Below are 25163 nucleotides of genomic sequence, written 5' to 3'. Positions count from 1 at the left end.
ATGAAGGTTTCATGGAAAAATTATGCATTCCCGTTGATTCTACTGATTAGTATTGGAATTGGTTCAACCATCGGTTATATGTCAGAAAGTGTTGGTATCGCTCTTAAGCCAATAGGTGACTTGTTTTTAAATTTATTATTTGTTGTTGTTGTACCGCTTGTATTTTTCTCAATCGCATCAAGCTTTGCAAACGGTGGAGGAGAAAATTTTGGAAAAATGATCAGAAATATGTCTGGCGTTTTCTTATTTACTGGTATCATTTCAGCTGTCATCATGCTCGTTGTAATGAAAATCTATCCACCTGCACATGGAGTAAATATTCCAATCGTTAAACCAGATGCTACCGAAGATTTATCAGTAGCAGAGCAGATTGTTAATACATTTACAGTTAGTGATTTTTCAGGACTATTTTCTCGATGCAATATGATGGCAATTATCGTTTTTGCTGTTTTGGTCGGCTTGGCTACTAAGAAAGCTGGGGAAAAAGCTGACATTGTTAAGAAATTATTATCAAGTGGTAATATCGTTATTATGAATATGGTTAACTATATTATGTATCTTGCACCGCTTGGACTTGGTGCATATTTTGCTTATCTTGTTCCAACGTACGGAAAGGAACTAGTTGGATCATATGCAAGAGTATTCATACTATATTATGTAACTGCACTTTTATTATATTTTATTGTGTATAGTATTTTTGCTTATATGGCTGGTGGCCGTGAAGGATTTATCATTTATTGGAAAAATGTTATCCCTTCAACGCTAACTTCACTAGGAACTTGTAGTAGTGCTGCTACAATTCCTACAAACTTTGAATCAGCTGAAAAAATGGGCGTGTCTAAAAACGTAAGAGAAACAGTAATTCCACTTGCAAGTGCGCTTCATAAAGATGGCTCTGTAATGGGAGGCGTTGTGAAGATTGCCTTCGCATTTGGCGTATTCCATATGAATTTCTCAGGGGTAAATATATACCTTGTGACAATCGGAATTGCACTATTAGTTGGAATGGTAATGGGTGCAATACCTAATGGTGGGATGATTGGTGAGATGTTAATCCTTTCATTATTTGGATTACCAGTTGAAGCTTTACCAATTCTAGCGGCAATCAGTACAATTATCGATCCACCTGCAACGATGTTAAATGCAACAGGTGACTTATCTGCAACTATGCTAGTAGAACGAATGACAAATGGTAAGAAATCTGCTTAAGAGAAGTTCACTCTGAAGAGAGAAAACATTAAATAGGACAAAAAATGGGAACTAATTAGTTGTTAATTAGTTCCCATTTTTTTATGATCGAAGAGTTACACTACAGGATGTTTCATTTCTATAGGGCGTAAGCTGTGTCCCTTATCTTTCTATCATTCACTATTATGTTTCAGTCATAATACCACCATTTACGTGAAGTACTTGACCGGTCACAAATGAAGAATCATCTGATGCTAAATAAATATAAGTAGGTGCTAGTTCAAAAGGCTGTCCAGCCCGTTTCATAGCTGTTTCAAGGCCAAAAGTTTTAACATATTCAGCTGAGTAGCTAGATACAGTGAGAGGGGGCCATATCGGTCCAGGAGCGACTGCATTTACTCTGATCCCCTTTTTGGCTAGTTGTAAGGAAAGTGATCGCGTAAATGAATTAATTGCACCTTTTGTTGAGGAATAGTCGACAAGTAGAGGAGCCCCAGCATATGGCGTTACAGATGCTGTAGAAATAATTGTACTGCCTTCTTTTAAATAAGGTAGAGCGGCATTCGTCAGATTGACTCTATCCTTGGTTGGAAATCCTGATGTTGGGGTGGAAATGTAATTGGAACTTGTTTACACTTTTCTTCATAACTGTAATATAGGTATTTTGGAATCAAGCGATTCCCCCCTTTAATATTTCATTTTCAAAGCAAGGTATTCGCCTACATCAATCTATGTGCAAGTAAAATGAATAAGTTTTCAAAAAAAATACCACATATATTTTTTATATGTGGTATTTCAATTACTTTATTATTTTAGGTTTTCAGGGTTCAAGCCAAGTAATTCTTCAACTACGAAGCGGCCATCTTTACGGATTAACACATCATCGAAATAGATTTCTCCGCCGCCGTATTCTGGACGTTGGATACAAACCATATCCCAGTGAATGTTTGAGTTGTTTCCATTGTATGCTTCGTCATAAGCTTGACCAGGAGTGAAGTGGAAGCTTCCATCGATTTTTTCGTCAAATAAAATGTCTCCCATTGGGTGTAAGATATATGGGTTTACACCAATTGCAAATTCACCAATGAAACGTGCGCCTTCATCTGTGTCAAAAATCTTGTTAATACGTTCTGAGTCATTAGCAGTAGCTTCGACAATTTTACCATCCTTAAATTTAAGCTGAACATTTTCAAACGTAAAGCCATTGTTAGGAGATGGAGTGTTGTAAGAAAGCGTACCATTTACTGAATCACGTACAGGTGCAGTAAATACTTCTCCATCAGGAATATTCATTTCACCAGCACATTTAATTGCAGGAATATCTTTAATTGAGAATGTTAAATCTGTACCAGGACCTTTGATTGATACTTTGTCAGTACGGTTCATTAATGCCACAAGAGCATCCATTGCTTTATCCATTTTACCATAGTCTAGATTACATACATCGAAGTAGAAATCTTCAAATGCTTCAGTGCTCATTTTTGCAGATTGAGCCATTGAATCTGTAGGGAAACGTAATACAACCCATCTAGTTTTTGGAACACGGATTTCTCTATGTACTTTATGACCTACTGTTTTACCATGAATTTTTGTTTTTTCGTCTGGTACATCAGACAGTTCGCTAATATTAACACCGGAACGTAAACCAATGTATGCATCCATGTCTTTCATTACATTTGCTTCATAATCAGCGATTTTATTGAAATGTTCTTCCGTAGCACCCATTAGTAATGCGCGGTCTACTTTATGATCTTTAATTGAAACGAAAGGAAAACCACCAGCAGCATATGCTTCTTTTACTAGTGCAGTTACTAATTCAGTTTCAAGTTTAAAGTTCTCAATCAGGATTTTTTCACCTGGTTGTAATTTTACTGAGTAATTGATTAAGTTTTTAGCTAACTTAGCAATTCGTGGATCTTTCATGAAAATTCCCTCCAATATTTAAGACTATAATACTATTGTAAACTATTTGGTCAGTTTTGTTTACTGATAGTATTCTTTTTTTACTAAAGAATTTGAAAACTTATAAAATGACATATTTAGTGTTTGGTAAAATTTGTAGTATAATACGAAATAAGTGATTAATTTTGTGGAAAGCTACTGTATGAAAGGGGTTAATTTAAAATGAATCTAGTTTCAGTTAGTGCATTAATTGCAGCAATCGCATTTGTTGTTTTAGTCGTATTTATTAGTCGCACGTTATTTAGATTAGAAAGAGTGTTTAGAGAGGTAGAAACAACACTGTCTGAGACACAAAAAGATTTACATGATGTTAGTGTGGAAACAGTTCAATTCATACATACTTCGAATCATTTAGCTGAAGAAGCTAAAATTTTAGTTAGAAATTCAAATGAATTAGCAAAAGATATGCGTGAGCGTGCAAAATCCCTTGATGTATTAGCTAAATCAGTAGAAGAAGTTGGCGTTACGATTGCTGAAATGAACGAAAAAGTAAGAGATACTGCAACAAACGTCACAAACACAGTAAAAACAAGTACTGAAAAAGTTTCACAAGCTCTACAATGGGGAAATACTGCAATTGATATTTGGGAAAAGTTTAAAACGAAGCGTGAGGGAAAAAAGAAAAATGGTCAATCGAATTTCAACGACTCAACAGTTTGATGAATTACTTAGCTCAAATGAGAAGTTTATCTTTTTAAAACATAGTACTACATGTCCAATCAGTCATGCAGCATATACAGAATTCCTTGCATTTGATTCAGCCTATGAAAATATTCCATTATATTATTTACAAGTACAGGATGATCGAGAGTTATCAAATTATATAGCAGATAAAACCTCAATTAGACATGAGTCTCCTCAATTATTTATTTTTGAAAATGGAAAAGCGGTATTTAACACTTCACACTTTTCTATTAAAAAAGACTCTATTGAGAAAGCTTTTTTAAATAAGTAGGCAGTATTTAGACGTTTTGTAAAGTAATACCTTAGTATAGTAAATCTTACTGTACTGAGGTATTTTTTTCATCTAAAATTATGGTAAAACATACAAAAGACTTAATTAGTAAATATTTTAGTTAACTGTATTGGTATAGTATTTTAAAATGAACAAATCATCTACAAATTATACAACTTATGGCACTTAAAAACCCTTGAAAAACGAGAAGATGGCGAACGGAAATGTTTTAGTTAAATTTTTAGTAAAAATATTATTGACTGTTAATTTAGAATAGTCTATTCTAAACTTGAAGGCGCTTTCAATAGTGTGCTAAAAAATGAAAGAAATAGGAAGGAGAAACAATATGAAAATTTCAAAGTTGTTTGCTTTGTTGGTTTCGGTATTTTTAGTACTAACAGGTTGTTCAGGCGGTAAATCTACAAATTCAGAAGAAAGTACAGATGGTAACGGTAAAGTGAAAATTTCCTTTATCAATGGCTTCACCGGTGGAGACGGGGCATATATGAAAAAAATCACTGACGCCTTTAATGCTTCACAAGATCAATATGAAGTAACTGAACTACAAGAAAAAGATCATTATACTAAATTTAAATCTGGAGATTATGACCTTGTTGTAATTCATGGGAATAATCTTGAGACATATAAACAAGATGGGCTCATCCAAGACATTTCACCAGTGTTAGATAAAGCTGGAATTAAAGAAACGGATTTCCATCAAGCTGGTTTAGATATCGTTAAACTTGACGGTAAATTATTTGCGGTACCTTTAGATATTCACCCGTTAACAATGTTTTATAATAAAGAGCTTGTTCAGGAAGCTCCAAAAACATACCAAGATTTAATTTTACTTAATAAAACACTTCAATCTGAAAATAAAGATTTATATGCGCTTGGAATTCCTTCAAGCGGATTAGTTGAATTTTATATGCTAATGATTGCTGCTCAAAATGGAGTTGAGTTAAAAGATGGTAACCAATTAAACTTCGCTCAACCTGAATTTGCTGATGCATTAATGAAATTTCACGATATAATTTGGAAAGACAAAGTGTCTCCATCAGGCTTAGGGTTAGATGGTGAATTCCAGACGTTTATGAAGGAAGCAAAAGAAGGGAAAGCTTATCAAACTGCTGTAGCATTGACTGGTCCGTGGTTTTATGGAGCAGCAAAAGAAAAATATGGAGATAGCCTAGGAGTAGCGCCAATTCCACAAATCGGAAGCAAACTTGCTTCATATGGTAATGCTCATACAATTGCATTATCTGCTAAAGTTAAAGATCAAAAGGTTTTAGATGGAATTTCTGAGTATTTAAAATTTATGTATACACCTAAAAATTTAATTAATTGGGCTGATGGTGGTCAAGCTCCAGTTCATCTTGCTACATTAGAAAAAATTAAAGCGGAATCTGATCGTTATCAAATTGCATATCAAAATTCACTTCAATTTGAAAATTATGTAAGCCCTCCTGCGGTTTACCAATTTGGAGAACAAATACGTTATATGAATGAATCAGTGTTTAGTAAACTAGTAAAAACAGAAAAATACTCTAAAAAAGATTTAATGAAAGAATTAGAAAAAGCAACGAAAATGGCAAAACAAATTGCTGACACTGCCCCAAATAATTAAGTAATGAAAGAATGACTCCTAGCTGATAAAGTGGAGTCATTCTTTCTAATAGTTTCAAAGATTCAAAGGCATTTTATCATAATAAAATCAATGATTATCCATAAGTAATTTCTAATGAATAGATCAATAAAACGTAAAACGAGAAGATAATTGGTTCTTAATGGAGGTCAAAATATGTATAAAGGAGTATCCTATAAGCTTTGGTCGATTCTACTGGTATCCCCTTTTTTTATATTATTCTTAGTTTTTTGGGTAGTTCCGTTAGTTTTTGGCGTATGGATTAGCTTTCATAATTGGAATATTTCATCAGGAAACCTTGGATTTATTGGATTAGATAACTACAAAGCAATACTCTCTCCTGACTCACTTTACCATGAACTGTTTATGAAGGGATTGAGCAATACTTTACGCTTTGTTGTTATTAGTGTTCCGCCACTTGTGATAATCAGTTTAGTACTTGCGCTTATAATTGATAACCTTCCTAAAAAATTTAAAGCAGTTTACCGAACGATATTTTTTATCTCTTATTCAATTTCTGTTACGGCAGTATCAGCTATATTTCTCTGGCTGTTTAATAGTAATGGGGGATATGTAAATAGTGTATTACAATCTATTAATATTATTAAAGAACCAATCAATTGGTTAGGTGAACAACCATATGCCTGGATTGGTATCTTAGTTGCAACTATTTGGTGGACAATCGGTTTTAATATGATGCTATTTATTAATGCATTAGATGAGGTTGATCACTCATTATATGAGGCTGCAAATTTAGATGGAGCAGGTAACTTTGCTAAGTTTTTCTATATAACTTTACCTCAAATAAAAAACGTTGCTTTTTTTATCATCATCATGACGGTTATTGCGTCATTCAATCTTTATGGGCAGACAAAGTTGATTACTGCTGGAGGTCCAGAACAATCAACGAATACGCTGATAATGAATATTCAAACCTCTGTATTCGGAATGAATCAACTTGGGATAGGATCGACAATGGCCATTATGATGGGGCTTGTGATGATGCTGATAACAAGTGTGCAATATTGGATTTCATATAGAAAGAAAGACTAAAAAGGAAGTGAAGAGATTGAATAAATCGACTCGTAGAGCTCTCCCAATTCTTATTCTAGCTACCATTATCGCGATTTTATTTCTTTTACCACTTATTTGGATGTTTTTTACATCTTTTAAAACTTTAAGTGATTCGATGGCAAGTACTAGTTTTTTCCCATCCAAATGGACACTTGAAAATTATACAAGTATTTTTAGTTCAGTATCCGAAGCACCAATCTTTAAATGGTTATTTAATACTGCAATTATAACTGTAATTGGAACCATCCTAGTTGTATTTGTAGATATTTTAGCAGCGTATGCATTGGCGAGATTGAATGTACCAGGTAAAAAAGTTATTCTTGGTATGATATTTTTATCATTAGCGGTTCCTGGAATCGTTACTTTGTTCCCGGCTTTTTACATGTTTAAGTCTTTAAATCTATTAGACACGTTTATCCCTTTAATACTTCCTTATACTGCGGGAACGATGGGGGTATTCTTAATCTATAACTTCTTAATTTCTTTTCCAAAGGATCTAGAAGAAGCGGCACATATAGATGGTGCAACTCAATGGCAAATTCTAATCCATGTCATTTTCCCAGCGATTAAACCTGTTGCAATGACATTAGGTGTTATTACTTTCTTGGCAATTTATAATGATTTCCTTTGGCCTTCTCTAGTCACCAATTCAAATGAAATGAAAACTATTACACTTGGAATTGCTACATTGATCCAAGGTTCTAACTTTGTCAATCCGGCGAAAATGATGGCATCCACAGTTATTGCGACGATTCCGGCCATTATTGTCTTTTTAATAGCGAATAAATATATTGTAAAAAGTGTTACAAACACTGGTATTAAATAAATTGTGTGCTTTATTTATATGTTTATATTAAAGTAAAGGGAGAATAGTATGAAAGTTGGATTTCGGACCATTACGAAAGTTAAGACTGAAATGATTCATATGAGAGATCCTTTCATCTATACAAATGTAAAAGAAAAAAAGTACTATTTATATGGCACTACATTTGCTGATGGTTGTGGTGATAAGGATCCTGTTTTTGAAGTGTATATAGGTAAGAACTTAGCTGAATGGAAAGGGCCTTATGTTGCCTTTGAACCGCCTAAAGGTTTCTGGGGAGTACGACATTATTGGGCGCCGGAAGTGTTTGAAATTGATGGAAGATTTTATATGTTTGCTACCTTTAAAGGCGGAATTGGCGAGCATAGGGGCACAGGAATTTTAGTTGCAGATCATCCAGCAGGACCATTCATTCCTCATAGTGAAGGAGCTATCACTCCAAAAGATTGGGAGTGTTTAGATGGTACGTTTTATGAAGATAAAAATGGTGCGAGATGGATGGTATTTTGTCATGAATGGACTCAGGTTTATGATGGTAGAATAAAAGCAATCAGAATGTCTACAGACCTAAAGAGATCGATAGGTGAACCGATTGAAATTCTTAATGCAGCCAAAATGCCTTGGATTCGACATTTTGGCGATCCAAGAATAGAAAAGACAGGTTATTTAACTGACGCACCCTTTATGTATCAAGCTAAAAACGGAGAGCTAATCATGATGTGGTCGAGTTATTCAGTTGAAAACTATGGAGATGCCGGACTTGGTGGCTATACAGTGGCTTTGGCAAGAGCAAGAAATGGAGATATAACTGAAGAGTGGCAACATGATCAACAATTGCTTCTTGACCGTAATGCGGGACATTCTAGTCTGTTTCGTGATTTTAGCGGTCAGTTATATATTTGCACTCACTACCCAGATACGCCTCATGGAAGTGAAAGACCATTGTTTATAAAAGTTAGTGAAGTCGATAATGGAATAGTAATTGAAGAAAATGAAAAATGATATAGGGAATGATTAAATAAGGATGAATTAAAGGGATTCGAGAGTCCTTAATAAATCTATAAGGGGAATACTATGGCGACAATAAAAGATATTGCAGAACGCATAGGGGTCTCAATCGCTACTGTTTCACGAGTTCTAAATTATGATACAACTTTGTCTGTTAGTGATGAAACAAAACAAAAAGTGTTTGAAGTGGCTGAAGAACTTTCCTATCGAAAAAAGTCTGGAAGACGACCTATTTCTTATAAAATAGCGATTGTACATTGGTATACTGAACAGGAAGAATTAGATGATATGTACTATATGTCAATCAGGTTAGGTGTAGAAAGTCAATGTGAAATGCTAAATATACAAACGACGAAAATGTATATGGACGGACCAAATCTTAATGAGGAAGTACATGGTATTATTGCTATCGGAAAGTTTAGTTTAAAGCAAGCTGAGGAATTAAGTAGAAAAACTGAAAATATTGTATTCGTGGACTCTTCGCCGGATGAGGATCGTTTCGATTCTGTTGTAAGTAACTTTTATAAAGCTACTGAAAATGTTCTACAATATTTTATTGACCGTGGACACACGAGTATTGGGTATATTGGCGGGAAAGAAACGTTTAAGGACCAGACGGCTGATATTGATGATCCTCGTAGTGTAAGTTTTGAAAGATTCCTATCAGAAAAGGGAATGTTTAATGAGTCATCAGTTTATATTGGTTCTTTTTCTGTTAATGACGGTTATAGATTAATGAAGCAAGCAATTAAGGAACATAAAGATCATTTACCAACTGCGTTTTTTGTTGGGAATGACCCAATGGCAATTGGTGCTTTAAAGGCACTACATGAAGAACAAATTGCGGTACCAGACAGAGTCAGTATTATTGGAGTGAATGATATAAGTGTATCTAAATACGTTCATCCACCATTAAGTACAGTTAAAGTGTACACTGAAGTAATGGGCTCTACTGCAGTTGACTTATTATTAGAGAAGTTGAGTGAACGTCAAGTAGTAAAAAAGGTTAGTATTTCAACTAAATTAGAAATACGAAATAGCAGTAAATAGAGGGGAACACACGTGATATAGGCATTAGGAGAACCTAGCTTATAGTATTGTGTGTTTTCTTTTTTTTTATATTTTCACCTTGTTTTCTGTTAATAAATTTTTTAGTTAAATTTTTAGTAAAAACGTTGACTGGTTTTTACTTTTCTAATAAAATTAGCTTAAAGCGCTTACAATGGGGTTTTTAATTAATTGGCAGCAAAAGTTTGATGATCATTTTTTAGGAGGAATCTAGATGAACCACCGTCAGGAATATCCAAGACCACATTTAATTCGTAAGGAATGGCTTAATTTAAACGGACCATGGGCCTTTGTATTTGATGATGATAATGTAGGCTCAACCCAGAAATGGTATAAGAAAAACAGTCAATCCTTTGATAAAGAGATAAATGTACCTTTTGCATATCAAACAAAATTAAGTGGGATTCATGATACTAGTTTCCATGATGTCGTTTGGTATAGGAAGGAATTTGAGGTTCCAAAGGAATGGAGTAATAAGCAGGTGATTCTTCACTTTGGAGCAGTAGATTATCGTTCATGGATTTATGTAAACGAACAATTTGTAGGATTTCATGAGGGAGGGAACACTAGTTTCCAATTCGATATTACCCATTATCTTGTTAATGATGTGCAAACCGTTGTTGTCAAAGTAGAGGATCCTTCTACAGATGAAACAATTCCAAGAGGAAAGCAGTACTGGAAAGAGCAATCAGAAAGCATTTGGTATACAAGGACAACTGGAATATGGCAAACTGTTTGGCTTGAATCATTAAACCCGACACATATTACGAAGTTAAGATTTACCCCTGATGTTGATAAGGGGGATATAGGGGTTGAGTTTGAAGTAAATGGGGATTTCACGGATAAGGTGGTCCAATTTGACATTCAATTTAAAGGTGAGAGAGTCTTAAAAGATACATTGTATATTCATGAAAAGTATAATAGACGCTCTTTTAATTTATATAATCAAAAAATCTTCCGCACTAGTTTCCACCATGATGGATGGAACTGGACTCCTGAAAATCCAAATCTTTTTGATGTAAAAATAACACTTCTTCAGGAAGATGACATATTAGATGAAATAGAAACTTATTTTGGAATGAGAAAAATTCATACCGAAAACCAAATGGTTTACTTAAACAATCGTCCATATTATCAAAAGCTTGTTTTAGACCAGGGGTATTGGCCAGAAGGTCTATTAACAGCACCAACAGATGAAGACTTAAAAAGGGATATTGTACTTGCAAAAGAAATGGGATTTAATGGGTGTCGTAAACATCAGAAGGTAGAAGATCCAAGATTTCTTTATTGGGCAGACAAACTTGGTTTTCTTGTATGGGGCGAATGCGCTGCTAGTCCTTCTTTTAGTGAAGATGCTGCAGCAAGACTGATGAAAGAATGGATTGAAATAATAGAAAGAGATTATAATCATCCATCAATTGTTGCATGGGTACCATTAAATGAAAGTTGGGGTATTCCTAATGTACGAAATAATCGACAGCAACAGCATCATTCTCAGGCAATGTATCATTTAATACACTCACTAGATTCAACGCGCATTGTCATTTCAAATGATGGCTGGGAGCTAACAAAGTCAGATATCGTAGCTGTCCATAATTATAATCATGGCCATATAGATCAAACATTAAAATACGATAGATTTATAGAAGATTTAGCTACTAAAGAGGCTATTCTTTCATCAATGCCAGCTCGTAGATCTATATTTGCAGATGGATTTATGCATGATGGGGAGCCAATCCTGTTAACTGAATTTGGAGGGATTGGTTTTAAAATAGGTGCCGATGCAGGTTGGGGCTATACATCAGTTGGAAGTGAAGAAGAATTTATTAAAGATTACACACGTATTATGCAAGCCGTATATAGTTCGAGAATTCTACATGGATACTGCTATACACAACTGACAGATGTAGAACAGGAAATTAATGGTCTACTTACTTATAACCGGGAACCTAAGTGTGATTTAAAAGAGATAAAAAAAATAAATGATTTGTGGCATTCTGAAACAATCTAAATTTGCTGTATAAGAGTAAATCTCACTATTTCTGAGATTAGTATTTTACGAGTATGCATTTAGGGTCAGTCTAAGAAAAAAGGGTGATAGATTAAATGACAAAGACCAAATTAATATTAGCCTTGGTAATCAGCCTTAGTGTAATTTCTTTCTTTATTTATTTCTATAATAAGCATACCGCAAAAGAAACTTATGTGAACCCAGTTTTCGAGCCAGTTTTAGCTGACCCTTCCATTATTAAGGGAAAAGATCAGTACTTTTATGCATATGGAACACAAGATGATTGGAATGATGGAAAAGGAAATAGATATGTACCAATCATTAAATCAAAAGATCTAGTTAACTGGGATTATGTTGGAGAAGCCTTTAAAAGTTTACCAATTTGGAAGGAAGACGGTGGTATATGGGCACCGGATATTTCTTACTTTAACGATCAATATTATTTATATTATTCAGTTTCAACATGGGGTGATGAGAACCCCGGTATTGGTGTAGCTGTATCAGATAAACCAGAAGGCCCTTTTGAAGACAAGGGGAAATTATTTTTAAGTGAAGAAATTGGTGTCATGAATTCAATTGACCCTATGCTTTATGTAGATAATGGAATTCCATATCTATTCTGGGGAAGTTTTCATGGCATATATGGTATTCAGTTAAGCCCAGATGGTACTTCTACAGTAGGTGAAAAGTTTAATATTGCTGGTTCTAGTTTTGAGGCGCCATATATTATCAAAAAAGGAAATTATTATTACTTTTTCGGATCGATTGGCAGATGCTGCGAAGGTGCGGATAGCTCCTATACTGTACTTGTCGCGCGTTCAAAACAGTTAAAAGGACCATATCTGGATCAAGATGGAAAAAATATTATGTCTCCTTTTGGTACAAAAGTTGTTACGGGTATGAATGAAAAAGAGTCTTCAAAACGCAGATTTGTTGGACCAGGTCATAATGCGATTATTCAAGATGACGAAGGAACAGATTGGTTAGTCTATCATGCAATTGATGTAGAAGAAGCTACTTTAAATGAAAATAATGCAACGAGGCGTCCACTCATGATTGATAAATTAATATGGAATAATGGTTGGCCACATGTAAAGAACAATGAACCAAGTACAACCAAACAGCCTGTTCCAGTTATTAAATAGATAGAATAATAGAAGGAATCAAAATAGATTTCTCATTTGTAATATTAGAAATCAATAAAATAATGAAATATGCTTTGGAGGAATTCGTATGGACTTAACACCATTAAGAAATAAATTCTCTGAAATATTTGAAGTGTCTGGACCTCGTATTTTCTTTGCACCTGGCAGAATTAATTTGATTGGCGAACATACAGATTATAATGGCGGATATGTATTCCCTTGTGCAATTACATTTGGAACATACGGCTTGGCAAATAAAAGAAATGACGACTTGATTCGTTTGTACTCTGCAAATTTTCCTGATATAGGGATGATTGAGTTTAGTCTAAGAGAATTAGAGTTTTTGAATGAACATAATTGGGCGAATTACCCGAAAGGGATGATTAAATATCTTATTGAAGAAGGTAATTCAATCAATACTGGAATGGATATATTATTTTATGGAAATATCCCAAATGGTGCAGGTTTATCATCTTCTGCTTCAATTGAGTTAGTAACAGGCGTTATTGTAGATTGTTTATTCGAACTGAACCTAGAGCGGCTGAATTTAGTAAAGATAGGGAAAAAAGTAGAAAACAAATTTATTGGCGTTAATAGCGGGATTATGGATCAATTTGCAATTGGAATGGCTAAAAAGGACTGTGGGGTTTTACTGGACTGCCAAACACTTGCGTATGAATATGCACCTATTGACTTGGAAAACCATCATCTTATTATTATGAATACAAATAAAAGACGAGAACTGGTAAGTTCAAAATATAATGAAAGAAGAAGCGAGTGTCAACAAGCGCTCGAGGATCTTCAGAAGATAGTAAAAATTGAATCTCTCTGTCAATTAAAAGAAGAAGAGTTTGAAGCACTAAAACACCATATTCAGAATGATATCGTAAGAAAAAGAGCCAAACATGCGGTATATGAAAATCATAGAACAATCCAAGCTCTAAAAGAATTAAAAAGTGGTCATATAAAAAAATTTGGTGAACTGATGAATCAATCTCATCAATCGCTACGTGATGATTATGAAGTGACTGGAAATGAACTAGATACGTTGGTTGAATTCGCTTGGCAGCAAAAAGGTGTAATTGGCGCTAGAATGACAGGTGCTGGTTTTGGTGGTTGTGCAATTGCGATTGTTGAAAAAGCAGAGTCAGAGAAACTTATTCAAAAGATTGGCAGACATTATAAAGAAAAGAGCGGGTTTGAAGCAACTTTTTATATTGCTGGAATTGGTGATGGTGCAAAAGAAATCACTCAGGAGGTAATAAAATGAGTATTTTAGTTCTTGGTGGCGCAGGTTATATTGGATCTCATGCAGTGTACCAGCTGATAGATCAAAACTATGATGTTGTCGTTGTTGACAATCTGCAGACAGGACACTTACAAGCTGTTCATCCAAAAGCAATCTTTTACAAAGGTGATATAAGAGATAAAGAATTTCTTAGAACTGTTTTTGAAAAGGAAAGAATTGAAGGAGTTCTTCATTTTGCTGCAAACTCATTAGTAGGCGAGTCAATGGAGCTACCCATCAAGTATTTTGATAATAATGTATACGGGACACAAGTATTGTTAGATGTCATGATTGAGTATGGGGTAAAAAACATTGTATTCTCATCTTCTGCAGCTACATATGGTGAACAAGGTACTATGCCAATTACCGAGGAAATGCCTACAATGCCTACAAGTACTTATGGTGAGACAAAATTGATCATGGAAAAACTAATGAAATGGTGCGATGTTGCCCATAATGTGAAATTTATTTCACTAAGATACTTTAATGTTGCTGGTGCAAGAGCAACAGGTGAAATAGGTGAGGATCATCAACCAGAAACGCATTTAATCCCTCTTGTCCTCCAAGTGGCTTTAAATCAACGAGAACATATATCAATCTTTGGAAACGATTATGATACACCTGATGGAACTTGTATCCGTGATTATATTCACGTTGAAGATTTAATAGAAGCACATATCCTCGCACTAAACTATCTAAAAAACGGAGGAAAAAGTAATATATTTAATCTGGGTAGTAGTCAAGGTTACTCCGTTAAAGAAATCATTGAAACAGCAAGAGAAGTTACTGGACACATCATTCCGGTAGTAATAACAGAGCGTAGACAAGGCGATCCAAGCAGTTTAATTGCATCTTCGGAAAAAGCAATTGGTGTTCTTGGATGGAAACCTAAGCGTGCATCAATACATGAAATTATAAATGATGCATGGAACTGGCATCAATCGAATCAAACTGGATATGAAAAGTAGGAGGGTTTACAAATGGAAATATATTCTTCAATACAAGGGCTGCTGCATCTAGCGATTACAAATGAACTAATTCAGCCTGAGGATGAAATGTACTGTCGAAATCAAATTTTATCCCTTTTATCCTTGGATTCATATCCAGAAAGTATGTCCTCTAACTCAAAGAATAATCTCGCCGATATTTTGGACAAAATCATTGATTATGCAACTCGAAAAGGTATTATAAATGACCTGTTTGATGAAAAAGAAATTTTTTCTAGTAAAATCATGAATGTATTTATACCTCGTCCTTCTGATGTAAATAAGACATTTTATCAAAAATATAATCATAACCCGAAAACAGCAACAGATTATTTTTATCAATTAAGCCAAAATAGTAACTATATACAAGTAAATAGAATCTCTAAAAATATTAATTATCAAGCACCTACTTTCTATGGGAATCTCGATATTACCATAAACCTATCGAAACCGGAAAAGGATCCCAAACAAATTGAGTTAGAACGAAGAATGAGCGCAACATCTAATTATCCAACATGCCTTTTATGTTTAGAAAATGAAGGGTATATGGGAAGGGTTGGACATCCAGCACGTTCCAATCATCGTATGGTACGAATTGTATTGGCAAAAGAGGATTGGCTTTTTCAATATTCTCCTTACGTATATTACAATGAACATTGTATCTTATTATCGAAAATACATTGTGATATGAAAATTGATCAGACAACATTTGCTAGATTACTAGATTTTGTAGAAAAATTTCCACATTATTTTATTGGTTCTAATGCAGACTTACCAATCGTTGGAGGATCTATACTTTCTCACGATCACTATCAGGGAGGAAATTATGATTTTGCAATGGCTAAAGCAGAGGATGAATATGTTTTTAAAATGAGCAAATATCCATTGATGAAAGCATCAATTATTAAATGGCCGATGTCCGTTATTAGACTAAGAGGAAACAACAAAGACGAGCTAATCCATGCGTCAAATTATATTTTAGAAACGTGGATGAATTATAGTGATGAATCAGTTGATATCAAAGCTTATACAGAAGATACAAGACATAATACAATAACCCCTATTGCTCGTATGAAAAATGGTGAGTATGAAATGGATCTTGTATTACGAAATAATCGCACGACAATTGAATATCCGATGGGGATTTTTCATCCTCATGAAGATGTACATCATATTAAGAAAGAGAATATTGGTTTGATCGAAGTAATGGGTCTAGCGGTGCTTCCAGCTCGCCTAGATAAAGAGCTTACTGAAGTGAAGAAATTTCTACTTGAAGAAGTAAATGAAATTGAAACATATCATTTATCATGGGCAGAGGAAATAAAACTGCAATATAAATCAGAGCTAACATCTGATTCAGTGAATGATATTATTAAAAATGAGCTTGCTAAAAAATTTCTGAAAGTACTAGAAGATGCGGGTGTTTATAAAAGAACTGCTTTTGGTCGAGAAGCATTTAGACGCTTTACTTCATTATTATAGTAGATTGGAGATAGATCATGTTAGTGTCTCATAAACAATTCGGAATGATAGATGGAAAAATTGTAACAGCTTTTACAATTACGAATGACCAGGGTATGGAAGTAACTACTCTTGACTATGGGTGTATCATTACGAAGATTTTGGCCCCTGATAAAAAAGGAAACATCGAGAATATCGTTCTTGGTTTTGATTCAATTGAAGAATACACCGATTACTCACCTTATTTTGGAGCGGTCATTGGTCGATTTGCAGGAAGAATAAAAAATGGTGAATTCGAGTTAAATGATCAAGTTTACCATATTGCCCAAAATAACCTTAACAACCATCTTCATGGTGGGGTTCGTGGTTTTGATAAAGTAAATTGGGCAACAGAAATAAAAGAAGGTAAAGATTCCATTAGTTTACAGTTTACTTACTTAAGTCCAGATGGAGAAGAGGGCTTTCCGGGGAATGTAAATATGAGCGTAATTTATACACTAAATAATAAGAATGAACTCATCTTGTCTTATGAAGGACACTCAGATCAAAAGACGCTATTGAATATAACAAATCATACTTATTTTAATTTATCGGGCAATTTAAAAACTGATATATTAGATCATTCCTTAAAGATAAAAAGTACAAGGTTTCTAGAACTAAATCATGAGTTAATTCCAACTGGGGAAACTTTATCAGTAGAAAACACACCTTTTGACTTTAGATCGGGTAGAAAGATTAAAGATGGGGTATCATCAACTCATCCGCAAAATATATTAGCAGGTAATGGGTATGACCATCCATTTATTTTAGACAAATCTGAGAAAAATCAAGTGATTCTTTGCGATGCTTCAAGTGGGCGAAAACTAATGATCGAAACTGATCAACCGGCCGTAGTGTTATACACAGGGACTCAACTCTCAGAGGATTATTCAATTCGTGGCGTTAAGTCTAGAAAATATATAGGATTATGCCTTGAAACTCAAGGTTTCCCAGATTCTATTCATCACTCAAATTTCCCATCAAATATTATCGAAAAGGACGAAATATATCGTGCAACTACCAAGCTTTCCTTTTCAGTTATATAAATAAAAAACGTGCTTATAAGCACGTTTTTTATTATATATATGGATAAAGTTGTATGGTGAATGACTTTATTCTACGTCGAATCCAGCTGCTTTCCATGCTGCAGTACCGCCGTCGATATAAGCTACATCAGTAAAGCCCATTTTTTTAAGTAAATAAGCACCTAGTGAAGCCTGTCCACCTGCACCACATGTAACTAGTACGGGACGATTTCTATCAGCTAATCTTGGTTCACGTAGATGTTCAGGTAACTCAAGGTCAGCACGAATTGCTAGCATACCAAGTGATATGTTTACACTGCTTGGAATTAACCCACATGCGCCAGCGTCTTTCGCATCTTGAACGTCAATAACAAAAGTATCAGGATTTGCATTAATCTTTTCACGAGCTTCAGCAGAACTAATACCAGGAACATTTTCACGAGCTTCTGCAACCATTTGTTTAAATGTAATAGCCATTTTATTACCTCCAGTAAAGTATTGTTGGAAATTCCTTAAATTGGAAACTTCATATATACATTACACCTAAAATGGTAGAACTTTCAAATAATCGATTGATTCAAAAATGATTTAATCAACATTTTTCTCATCTCATGCAGTTATTTTGATTAGCTTTCTAGAAAGTGTCATAATAACAAATGAGATATATTAGGTTATTTGCAAGGAGGACTTAAGTTGAACAACAATGATTTAGACCAACTAAGAAGCGAAATTGATGAGATTAACCATCAAATGCTTGAATTACTGAATAAAAGAGGAGAAATCGTCAAGAAAATCGGTATTGCAAAAATTGATAAAGGTGTAAAACGATTTGATCCCGTTAGAGAACGAAAAATGCTTGATTATATTGCTGATCAAAATGAAGGACCATATAGCACATCAACACTGCAACATATTTTCAAGGAAATCTTTAAATGTAGTTTAGAGCTTCAAGAAGAAGACGATAAAAAAGTTTTATTAGTATCTAGAAAAAGAAAATCTGAAAATACGATTGTTGAGGTAAATGGCGTAAAAATAGGCGATGGAAGTCCAATTATTATTGCTGGACCATGTGCAGTAGAAAGCTATGAACAAGTAGATTCAGTTGCGAAGGTATTAAAAGAAAAAGGTGTCAAGATTATGCGTGGCGGAGCATTTAAACCACGAACTTCACCTTATGATTTTCAAGGGCTTGGAGAAGAGGGCTTAAAAATACTAAAAGAAGTCGGTCAAAATCATGGACTAGCTATTATTAGTGAAATCGTCAGTCCAGAGCATATTGAAATGGCTCTAGACTACGTAGATATCATTCAAATTGGTGCAAGAAATATGCAAAACTTTGAATTGCTGAAGGCTGCAGGTTCAGTGAATAAACCAATCTTATTAAAACGAGGTTTAGCAGCTACTATTGAAGAGTTTATATATGCTGCAGAGTACATCATGTCTAAAGGAAATCACGAAATCATTTTATGTGAACGTGGTATTCGAACATATGAAAAAGCTACGCGAAATACATTAGATATCACAGCTGTTCCTATATTAAAACAAGAGACTCATTTACCAGTATTAGTTGATGTAACCCATTCGACAGGAAGAAGAGATTTATTAATTCCGGCAGCAAAAGCAGGTTTGGCGATTGGGGCAGATGGAATTATGGCAGAAGTTCATCCAGATCCTGCGACAGCATTAAGTGATTCAACACAGCAAATGAATTTTGAGCAATATGAGCAATTTATGTCAGAATTAAATTCATTCATGAATAGATAATTTTCAGAAAAGCACTGTTAGGAGTCACTCCTGAAGTGCTTTTTTGAATAATTTGTGACAATTTGATTTAAATTAGCACTATATATTAAAAATCTGCAAATATTTTACATTTTTTCTAATCGTTCTATTGAATGAATATACAATTCACTATAAGATATACTGAAGGTACTATTTTTGTGGAATATGACAATTTATGACTATTTTACTGAAATACAAACAAACTACATAATAGATAGAAATGAATAGAGGAGTGATAAAAATGACGGTTACAATTTACGATGTCGCACGAGAGGCAAACGTTTCCATGGCTACTGTTTCTCGCGTAGTAAATGGCAATCCAAATGTTAAGCCTACTACTAGAAAAAAAGTAAATGAAGCAATTAGTCGTTTAGGATATAGACCGAATGCGGTAGCAAGAGGATTAGCTAGTAAGAAAACTACAACTGTAGGGGTTATTATACCTGATATTTCGAATAGTTTTTATGCAGAACTTGCACGTGGTATTGAAGATATCGCTACTATGTATAAATACAATATCATTTTAAGTAACTCTGATGAAAATATTGAAAAAGAGATTACGTTAATCAATAATATGTTAGCTAAACAAGTTGACGGAATTTTATTTATTGGTGGCACGGTTAGTGATGTACATAAAGAAGAATACGAAAAAGCCGGTGTGCCAATTGTTTTAGCAACAACTTATGATGAGGCAAAAACAATCCCTTCAGTTAATATTAACTATGAGCAAGCAGCTTTTGATGCAGTTGACTATTTAATTAAGAAAGGTCACAAATCAGTTGCTTTTGTAAATGGACCAATCGAAAATAACATCATTAGTTTAAGTAAATTGAACGGATATTTAAGAGCATTAGAAGAGAATGGTATTGAATTCGACGAAAATTTACTAACATATGGTGATCATAGTTATGAATCCGGTAGTGAGGCATTTGAAACGTTTCATGAGCGAAACATAATACCAAGCGCGATTTTCGTAGCTTCTGATGAAATGGCAATTGGCGTGATCCATAGTGCTCAGGATCATGGTCTGTTAATACCGAATAATTTAGAGGTAATTGGATTCGATAATACAAGACTTGCATTAATGGTACGTCCAAAGTTAACGACGGTAGTACAACCGATGTATGATATTGGTGCTGTTGCCATGCGTCTATTAACTAAATATATGAATAAAGAAACAGTGGAAGATTCAAATGTTATTCTTCCGCATCATCTTCAAATTCGCCAATCGACAAAATAAAAAATGGAAGCTATGAACAGTAATGTTCAATAGCTTCTTTTTTTACATTTTTATATAAATGGCTTCTTTTGTTGTATGTAAAGTGGATCGAGTGCACGGTAAAGTATTTGAGCATTGTATTCCTCTATTTCTTTTTTTCTTGGAATGTTTCTTACAATAGATGGGTCATCTGTCCAAGTTTTAGGTAATGTAACATTAGCTTCTTTTTGCCATTTTTCAAGCCAAGAATTTGGTATTTGTTCTGAAGAAGGTTGTTGATTGGTCATAGCTAACCATACATTGGCCCAAGCTCTCGGCACAACTCTCCAGTAATCATACCCACCACCAGCAACTGCGATCCATCTTCCCTCACAATATTTATGAGCGATTTCATGTGCGATTTTAGGGATTTCTTGAAAAGTTTTCATTGTTGTACATAGATGAGTTAATGGGTCATAACAATGTGAATCTGAACCATTTTGTGTAAAAATAATATCGGGTTTGAAATATTCTGCAATTTCAGAAAGTGCTTTTTTATAGTTTACTAGAAAAGAATCATCTTCAGTAAACGCATCAATTGGAACATTAAAAGAATAGCCAAATCCTTTACCTTGTCCTCTTTCATTAACCCCACCAGTGCCGGGAAATAAGTATCGCCCTGTTTCATGAATTGATAATGTACAAACAGTAGGATCATCGTAAAATGCCCATTGAACGCCATCACCATGATGTGCATCCGTATCTACATATAATACCTTCATTCCATATTTTTTCTGGATATATTTAATAGCAATTGCACAATCATTATATACACAAAATCCTGATGCTTTCCGTTTAAACCCATGATGCAAACCGCCTCCTAAATTAAAAGCGTGATTTGCTTTCCCTTCTAATACAGCATCAACAGCGGTTAATGTTCCGCCAACAATTAGCGAGCTTGCTTCATGCATATTTTTAAAGATAGGTGTGTCTTCAGTTCCTAAACCGAATTGCTCAGCAATTTTTTCGTTAATTGTTTCCTGACTAGCTTTTTTTACTTGCTCTATATAGTGGCTATCATGGAATAATAAAAGCTCTTCATCCGTTGCGATTCTCGGTAAAAGTACATCAGTGTCATTTATTAACTGAGTCTCTCTTAACAATTCATAAACAAGCTGTGAGCGAATCGGGTTAAATGGATGATTTTCGTTAAATTGATATGAATGATAGTCTTCACTGTAAATTAAATAAGCATCCTTTTTCATATCGATTCACTCGCTTCATTTGGCCAAAGAATCGTATATCCTTCAGTTTTTAGTTTTGTAATCATCGATAAGGGATTCATTGTCTGAATCCTAAAAACGAGCACTTTATGCAAAGGATCTTTTGCAGGATAAACTAAAACGCTAACTATATTTATATTTTCTTTAGCAAATACAGTTACGACTTCACTTAAAATACCTGGTTGATCACGAACTAAAAGTTCAATTTGTGAACTTGGTTGATATGCTCCAGTTAATGTGACCAGTGTATGAAGAACGTCAATTTCAGTTACAAGACCAACTAATTTGCCACTATAAACGACTGGTAAACAACCAATTTTATATTGATAAAAATTGGTTGCCACTTCCTCAACGAAGTCCATTTGACTACAAGTAATGACGTTTGTTGTCATTATTTTTTCTACTGATACTTGAAAAACATTTGAAATTTCTTGGGGAAACAGTGTAGATGGAAGAGCATCACGAACGTCTCGATCAGAAATGATTCCGATTACTTCTGAATCATCATTAATAATAGGAATATGACGGACTTCACCTTTTCGGAAAATTGTAATAGCTTCACCAATTGTATTTTCTTTTTTTAAAGTAACGTTTGAACTGCGCATAATATCTTGAATAAGCATGTTATAGAATCCTACCTTTCGAGATTAGAAGTCAGTTAGTACATATATCTTTGTAAGAAACGTAGAGCGTCAAAAGCTTGGATGTCCTCAGTTGTAACTCGTTTTCCAATTCTAACCATTAAACAGTTTGCAGGGTGAGAGCAAATCTCGGGGTCATCAGTTGCAAATTGAATAAGTCCTCCTGCATTCATCATCTTTTCCATCATTTTACGATAATCCCAAACACTAAGGCCGGTTCCTTTTAAGTCCCAATGCCAGTAATATTCTGTTGTAATAATGATATAATCTTCCATTGCATCATCCATCATTGAAATCATTAACATATTTTTGGCTACTGAAAACCCTCTAAATTCGGGGATTACCTCAATTGCGCCAAGTTCTATTAAATTTTCTAAAGTTGTTTGTGACCATCTTTCAAGTGGATCAGGATATAAATATGTTACATATCCTACGATTGTATTTTCACACCTTGCGATAATAATTCTTGCTTCTGGTAAACTGGCAATTTCTACAACCGCTTTATGTTGATGCTTTGGTGGCCTAAATGATGTTAAATTCTCATAGAAACTCATATGTTTCAAGTAACGCAGATTCAACCGGGCCTTCTATGATTAACTCACCTTTATTTGTAAGAATTTTCTTTGAAAAATACTTTTTTGGGTGATCCAATTAAACTCACTCCCTAGGAAAACACCTTTTTTCTTATCATACTAAAATTTATGCAGTAATAGATACAGGAAAAACATCATAATGTGTCTAATTATTTAAAAGTAGATAATATAGTAAAAATACTGAAAATTAAGTTTACTAGAGGTATAATACTTATATACATAATCGAGGAGGGATTTTAATGAAAGTGGAAGCGCTTCCTGTGAAAAATGGTCAATTTAATTTAACGAATTATGAAGAGAGTTATCAAAACTTTGATTGGAAAGAAGTAGAAAAAGAGTTCTCTTTTAATACTACACAAAAGTTTAATGTAGCATATGAGGCGATTGATCGTCATGCAAATTCCCACCGCAAAGATAAGATTGCTTTGTATTATAAAGACGACGAGCGTAATGAAAAATATACATTTGGAGAAATGAAAACCAATTCTGATAAAGCTGCAAATGTGTTGAAACAATATGGTGATATTGAGAAGGGTGACCGCGTATTTATTTTCATGCCGCGTCAGCCAGAATTATATTTTGCATTACTTGGTGCATTGAAATTAGGTGCAATAGTAGGGCCTTTATTTGAAGCTTTCATGGAAGGTGCTGTAAAGGATCGTTTAGAAGACAGTGAAGCAAAAGTTATTATTACAACGCCAGCTTTATTATCTCGTGTACCAATTAACGATTTGCCTTCATTGAAAACGATATTTCTTGTAGGAAATGATGTTAACGAAGGCGGTAAATTTGTTGATTTCACAACTCGTTTTAAGGAAGCAAATGCTGACTTTGATATTACATGGTTAAACCGTGATGACGGTTTAATTTTACACTATACTTCTGGCTCAACTGGAAAGCCAAAGGGCGTACTTCATGTTCAACAAGCGATGATTCAGCATTATCAAACTGGTAAATGGGTATTAGATATTAAAGAAGATGATATTTATTGGTGTACAGCTGATCCAGGTTGGGTAACTGGAACATCTTATGGAATTTTCGGCCCATGGTTAAATGGTGCATCAAATGTAGTATTGGGTGGTAGATTTAGCCCTGATACTTGGTATGAAACGATTCAAAACTTTGGTGTCACAATTTGGTATAGTGCTCCGACTGCGTTCCGTATGTTAATGGGTGCAGGTGAGGATGTTCTTAAAAAATACAATTTAAGTTCACTACGTCATATATTAAGTGTAGGAGAACCATTAAACCCTGAGGTAGTTCGTTGGGGGGCAAAGGTGTTCGATTTACGTATTCATGATACATGGTGGATGACAGAAACAGGTGCCCAGTTAATTTGTAATTACCCATGTATGCCTATTCGACCAGGCTCAATGGGAAAACCATTACCAGGAGTTGTGGCAGCAATCGTGGATAATAACGGTAAAGAGGTTGCACCATATACGATGGGGAATCTAGCGATTAAAAAAGGTTGGCCATCAATGATGCATACGATTTGGAATAATGAGGCAAAATTTCAATCTTATTTTTTAAATGATGAATGGTATGTATCAGGTGATTCGGCTTACATGGATGAGGATGGATATTTCTGGTTCCAAGGTCGTGTTGATGATGTGATCATGACGTCAGGTGAGCGTGTAGGACCATTTGAAGTTGAAAGTAAACTTGTTGAACATCCAGCTATTGCTGAAGCTGGCGTTATTGGTATCCCAGATCCAGTTCGTGGAGAAATTATAAAAGCCTTTGTTGCGCTTCGTGATGGTTACGTGGCAACTGATGAGTTGAAAGAAGAAATCCGAAACTTTGTCAAAGTTGGCTTAGCTGCACATGCTGCACCAAGACAAATTGAATTCCGAGATAAACTACCAAAAACACGTAGCGGTAAAATCATGCGTAGGGTGTTAAAAGCATGGGAATTAAACCTACCTACAGGTGACTTATCAACGATGGAGGACTAATCATTAAAGATAAAAACCATTGGAAAATAA

At 34.5% G+C, this 25163-nt stretch carries 21 protein-coding genes and 2 pseudogenes; 17 read left to right on the top strand and 6 right to left on the bottom strand.

Annotated elements, in window-relative coordinates; all coding sequences use genetic code 11:
- Entirely contained in the window at positions 1 to 1209 is a 1209-nt protein-coding gene (locus tag ABID96_RS17025) for a dicarboxylate/amino acid:cation symporter (protein WP_192603036.1), read from the top strand.
- A 162-nt stretch (positions 1210 to 1371) separates the two neighbouring features.
- Here the strand turns inward: ABID96_RS17025 and ABID96_RS17020 are convergent.
- A pseudogene (locus ABID96_RS17020) lies at positions 1372 to 1758 on the bottom strand (SDR family oxidoreductase); the annotation flags it as partial.
- A gap of 237 nt (positions 1759 to 1995) precedes the next feature.
- Positions 1996 to 3111, bottom strand: a complete 1116-nt coding sequence (locus tag ABID96_RS17015) for an aminopeptidase (protein ID WP_192603035.1) — start codon at positions 3109 to 3111, stop codon at positions 1996 to 1998.
- 201 nt (positions 3112 to 3312) lie between these two features.
- Between ABID96_RS17015 and ABID96_RS17010 the strand changes: the two genes are divergently transcribed.
- From ABID96_RS17010 to ABID96_RS16950, 13 genes are all read left to right on the top strand, one after another.
- On the top strand, positions 3313 to 3810 hold the full coding sequence (locus ABID96_RS17010; RefSeq protein ID WP_088002730.1) for a DUF948 domain-containing protein: 498 nt from the start codon (positions 3313 to 3315) through the stop codon (positions 3808 to 3810).
- Positions 3776 to 4105, top strand: coding sequence for a bacillithiol system redox-active protein YtxJ (gene ytxJ, locus ABID96_RS17005; protein WP_192603034.1), 330 nt, complete (start codon positions 3776 to 3778; stop codon positions 4103 to 4105). The genes ABID96_RS17010 and ytxJ overlap by 35 nt, the downstream gene beginning before the upstream one ends.
- A gap of 346 nt (positions 4106 to 4451) precedes the next feature.
- Positions 4452 to 5732: an ABC transporter substrate-binding protein gene (locus ABID96_RS17000; RefSeq protein WP_192603033.1), complete on the top strand. Its 1281-nt coding sequence runs from the start codon at positions 4452 to 4454 to the stop codon at positions 5730 to 5732.
- Positions 5733 to 5906: 174 nt separating this feature from the next.
- Positions 5907 to 6803, top strand: a complete 897-nt coding sequence (locus tag ABID96_RS16995; RefSeq protein WP_192603032.1) for a carbohydrate ABC transporter permease — start codon at positions 5907 to 5909, stop codon at positions 6801 to 6803.
- A gap of 16 nt (positions 6804 to 6819) precedes the next feature.
- Positions 6820 to 7650, top strand: coding sequence for a carbohydrate ABC transporter permease (locus ABID96_RS16990; RefSeq protein WP_377896959.1), 831 nt, complete (start codon positions 6820 to 6822; stop codon positions 7648 to 7650).
- A 48-nt stretch (positions 7651 to 7698) separates the two neighbouring features.
- Positions 7699 to 8649, top strand: coding sequence for a glycoside hydrolase family 43 protein (locus ABID96_RS16985; protein WP_192603031.1), 951 nt, complete (start codon positions 7699 to 7701; stop codon positions 8647 to 8649).
- 72 nt (positions 8650 to 8721) lie between these two features.
- On the top strand, positions 8722 to 9705 hold the full coding sequence (locus tag ABID96_RS16980) for a LacI family DNA-binding transcriptional regulator (protein WP_192603030.1): 984 nt from the start codon (positions 8722 to 8724) through the stop codon (positions 9703 to 9705).
- A gap of 232 nt (positions 9706 to 9937) precedes the next feature.
- Positions 9938 to 11734, top strand: a complete 1797-nt coding sequence (locus ABID96_RS16975; protein ID WP_192603029.1) for a sugar-binding domain-containing protein — start codon at positions 9938 to 9940, stop codon at positions 11732 to 11734.
- A gap of 95 nt (positions 11735 to 11829) precedes the next feature.
- A complete protein-coding gene (locus tag ABID96_RS16970) occupies positions 11830 to 12879 on the top strand; it encodes a family 43 glycosylhydrolase (protein ID WP_192603028.1) in 1050 nt (349 codons plus the stop codon).
- An 88-nt stretch (positions 12880 to 12967) separates the two neighbouring features.
- Entirely contained in the window at positions 12968 to 14149 is a 1182-nt protein-coding gene (locus ABID96_RS16965; RefSeq protein ID WP_192603027.1) for a galactokinase, read from the top strand.
- The gene (galE, locus tag ABID96_RS16960) at positions 14146 to 15135 is read left to right on the top strand and encodes a UDP-glucose 4-epimerase GalE (RefSeq protein ID WP_192603026.1); all 990 of its coding nucleotides are present in this window, start codon (positions 14146 to 14148) and stop codon (positions 15133 to 15135) included. The genes ABID96_RS16965 and galE overlap by 4 nt, the downstream gene beginning before the upstream one ends.
- A gap of 12 nt (positions 15136 to 15147) precedes the next feature.
- Entirely contained in the window at positions 15148 to 16635 is a 1488-nt protein-coding gene (gene galT, locus ABID96_RS16955; protein WP_192603025.1) for a UDP-glucose--hexose-1-phosphate uridylyltransferase, read from the top strand.
- A 17-nt stretch (positions 16636 to 16652) separates the two neighbouring features.
- Entirely contained in the window at positions 16653 to 17699 is a 1047-nt protein-coding gene (locus ABID96_RS16950) for an aldose epimerase family protein (RefSeq protein ID WP_192603024.1), read from the top strand.
- Positions 17700 to 17765: 66 nt separating this feature from the next.
- Here ABID96_RS16950 and ABID96_RS16945 read toward each other — a convergent pair whose 3' ends face one another.
- Positions 17766 to 18155, bottom strand: coding sequence for a rhodanese-like domain-containing protein (locus ABID96_RS16945; protein ID WP_088002739.1), 390 nt, complete (start codon positions 18153 to 18155; stop codon positions 17766 to 17768).
- A 216-nt stretch (positions 18156 to 18371) separates the two neighbouring features.
- Between ABID96_RS16945 and ABID96_RS16940 the strand changes: the two genes are divergently transcribed.
- Positions 18372 to 19442: a bifunctional 3-deoxy-7-phosphoheptulonate synthase/chorismate mutase gene (locus ABID96_RS16940; protein ID WP_192603023.1), complete on the top strand. Its 1071-nt coding sequence runs from the start codon at positions 18372 to 18374 to the stop codon at positions 19440 to 19442.
- Positions 19443 to 19701: 259 nt separating this feature from the next.
- Positions 19702 to 20700 (top strand): catabolite control protein A, encoded by a 999-nt coding sequence (gene ccpA, locus ABID96_RS16935; RefSeq protein ID WP_192603022.1) that lies wholly within the window; start codon positions 19702 to 19704, stop codon positions 20698 to 20700.
- A gap of 50 nt (positions 20701 to 20750) precedes the next feature.
- Here the strand turns inward: ccpA and ABID96_RS16930 are convergent, their stop codons facing one another.
- From ABID96_RS16930 to ABID96_RS16920, 3 genes and pseudogenes are all read right to left on the bottom strand, one after another.
- Positions 20751 to 21923 carry an acetoin utilization protein AcuC gene (locus ABID96_RS16930; RefSeq protein ID WP_192603021.1) on the bottom strand — a complete coding sequence of 391 codons (1173 nt, stop codon included), beginning with the start codon at positions 21921 to 21923 and terminating at the stop codon, positions 20751 to 20753.
- Entirely contained in the window at positions 21920 to 22564 is a 645-nt protein-coding gene (locus ABID96_RS16925) for an acetoin utilization AcuB family protein (protein WP_192603020.1), read from the bottom strand. Before ABID96_RS16925 ends, ABID96_RS16930 begins: the two co-directional genes overlap by 4 nt.
- A gap of 35 nt (positions 22565 to 22599) precedes the next feature.
- Positions 22600 to 23233 (bottom strand): annotated as a pseudogene (locus ABID96_RS16920) (GNAT family N-acetyltransferase).
- A gap of 181 nt (positions 23234 to 23414) precedes the next feature.
- Here ABID96_RS16920 and acsA point away from each other — a divergent pair.
- The gene (gene acsA, locus ABID96_RS16915) at positions 23415 to 25133 is read left to right on the top strand and encodes an acetate--CoA ligase (RefSeq protein ID WP_192603018.1); all 1719 of its coding nucleotides are present in this window, start codon (positions 23415 to 23417) and stop codon (positions 25131 to 25133) included.
- Positions 25134 to 25163 lie beyond the last annotated feature (30 nt).

Source organism: Gottfriedia sp. OAE603 (assembly GCF_040543965.1).
Taxonomy (GTDB): Bacteria; Bacillota; Bacilli; order Bacillales; family Bacillaceae_G; genus Gottfriedia; species Gottfriedia solisilvae.
Note: the sequence above shows the minus strand (reverse complement) of the source record. Positions and strands in the feature narration are given on the sequence as shown.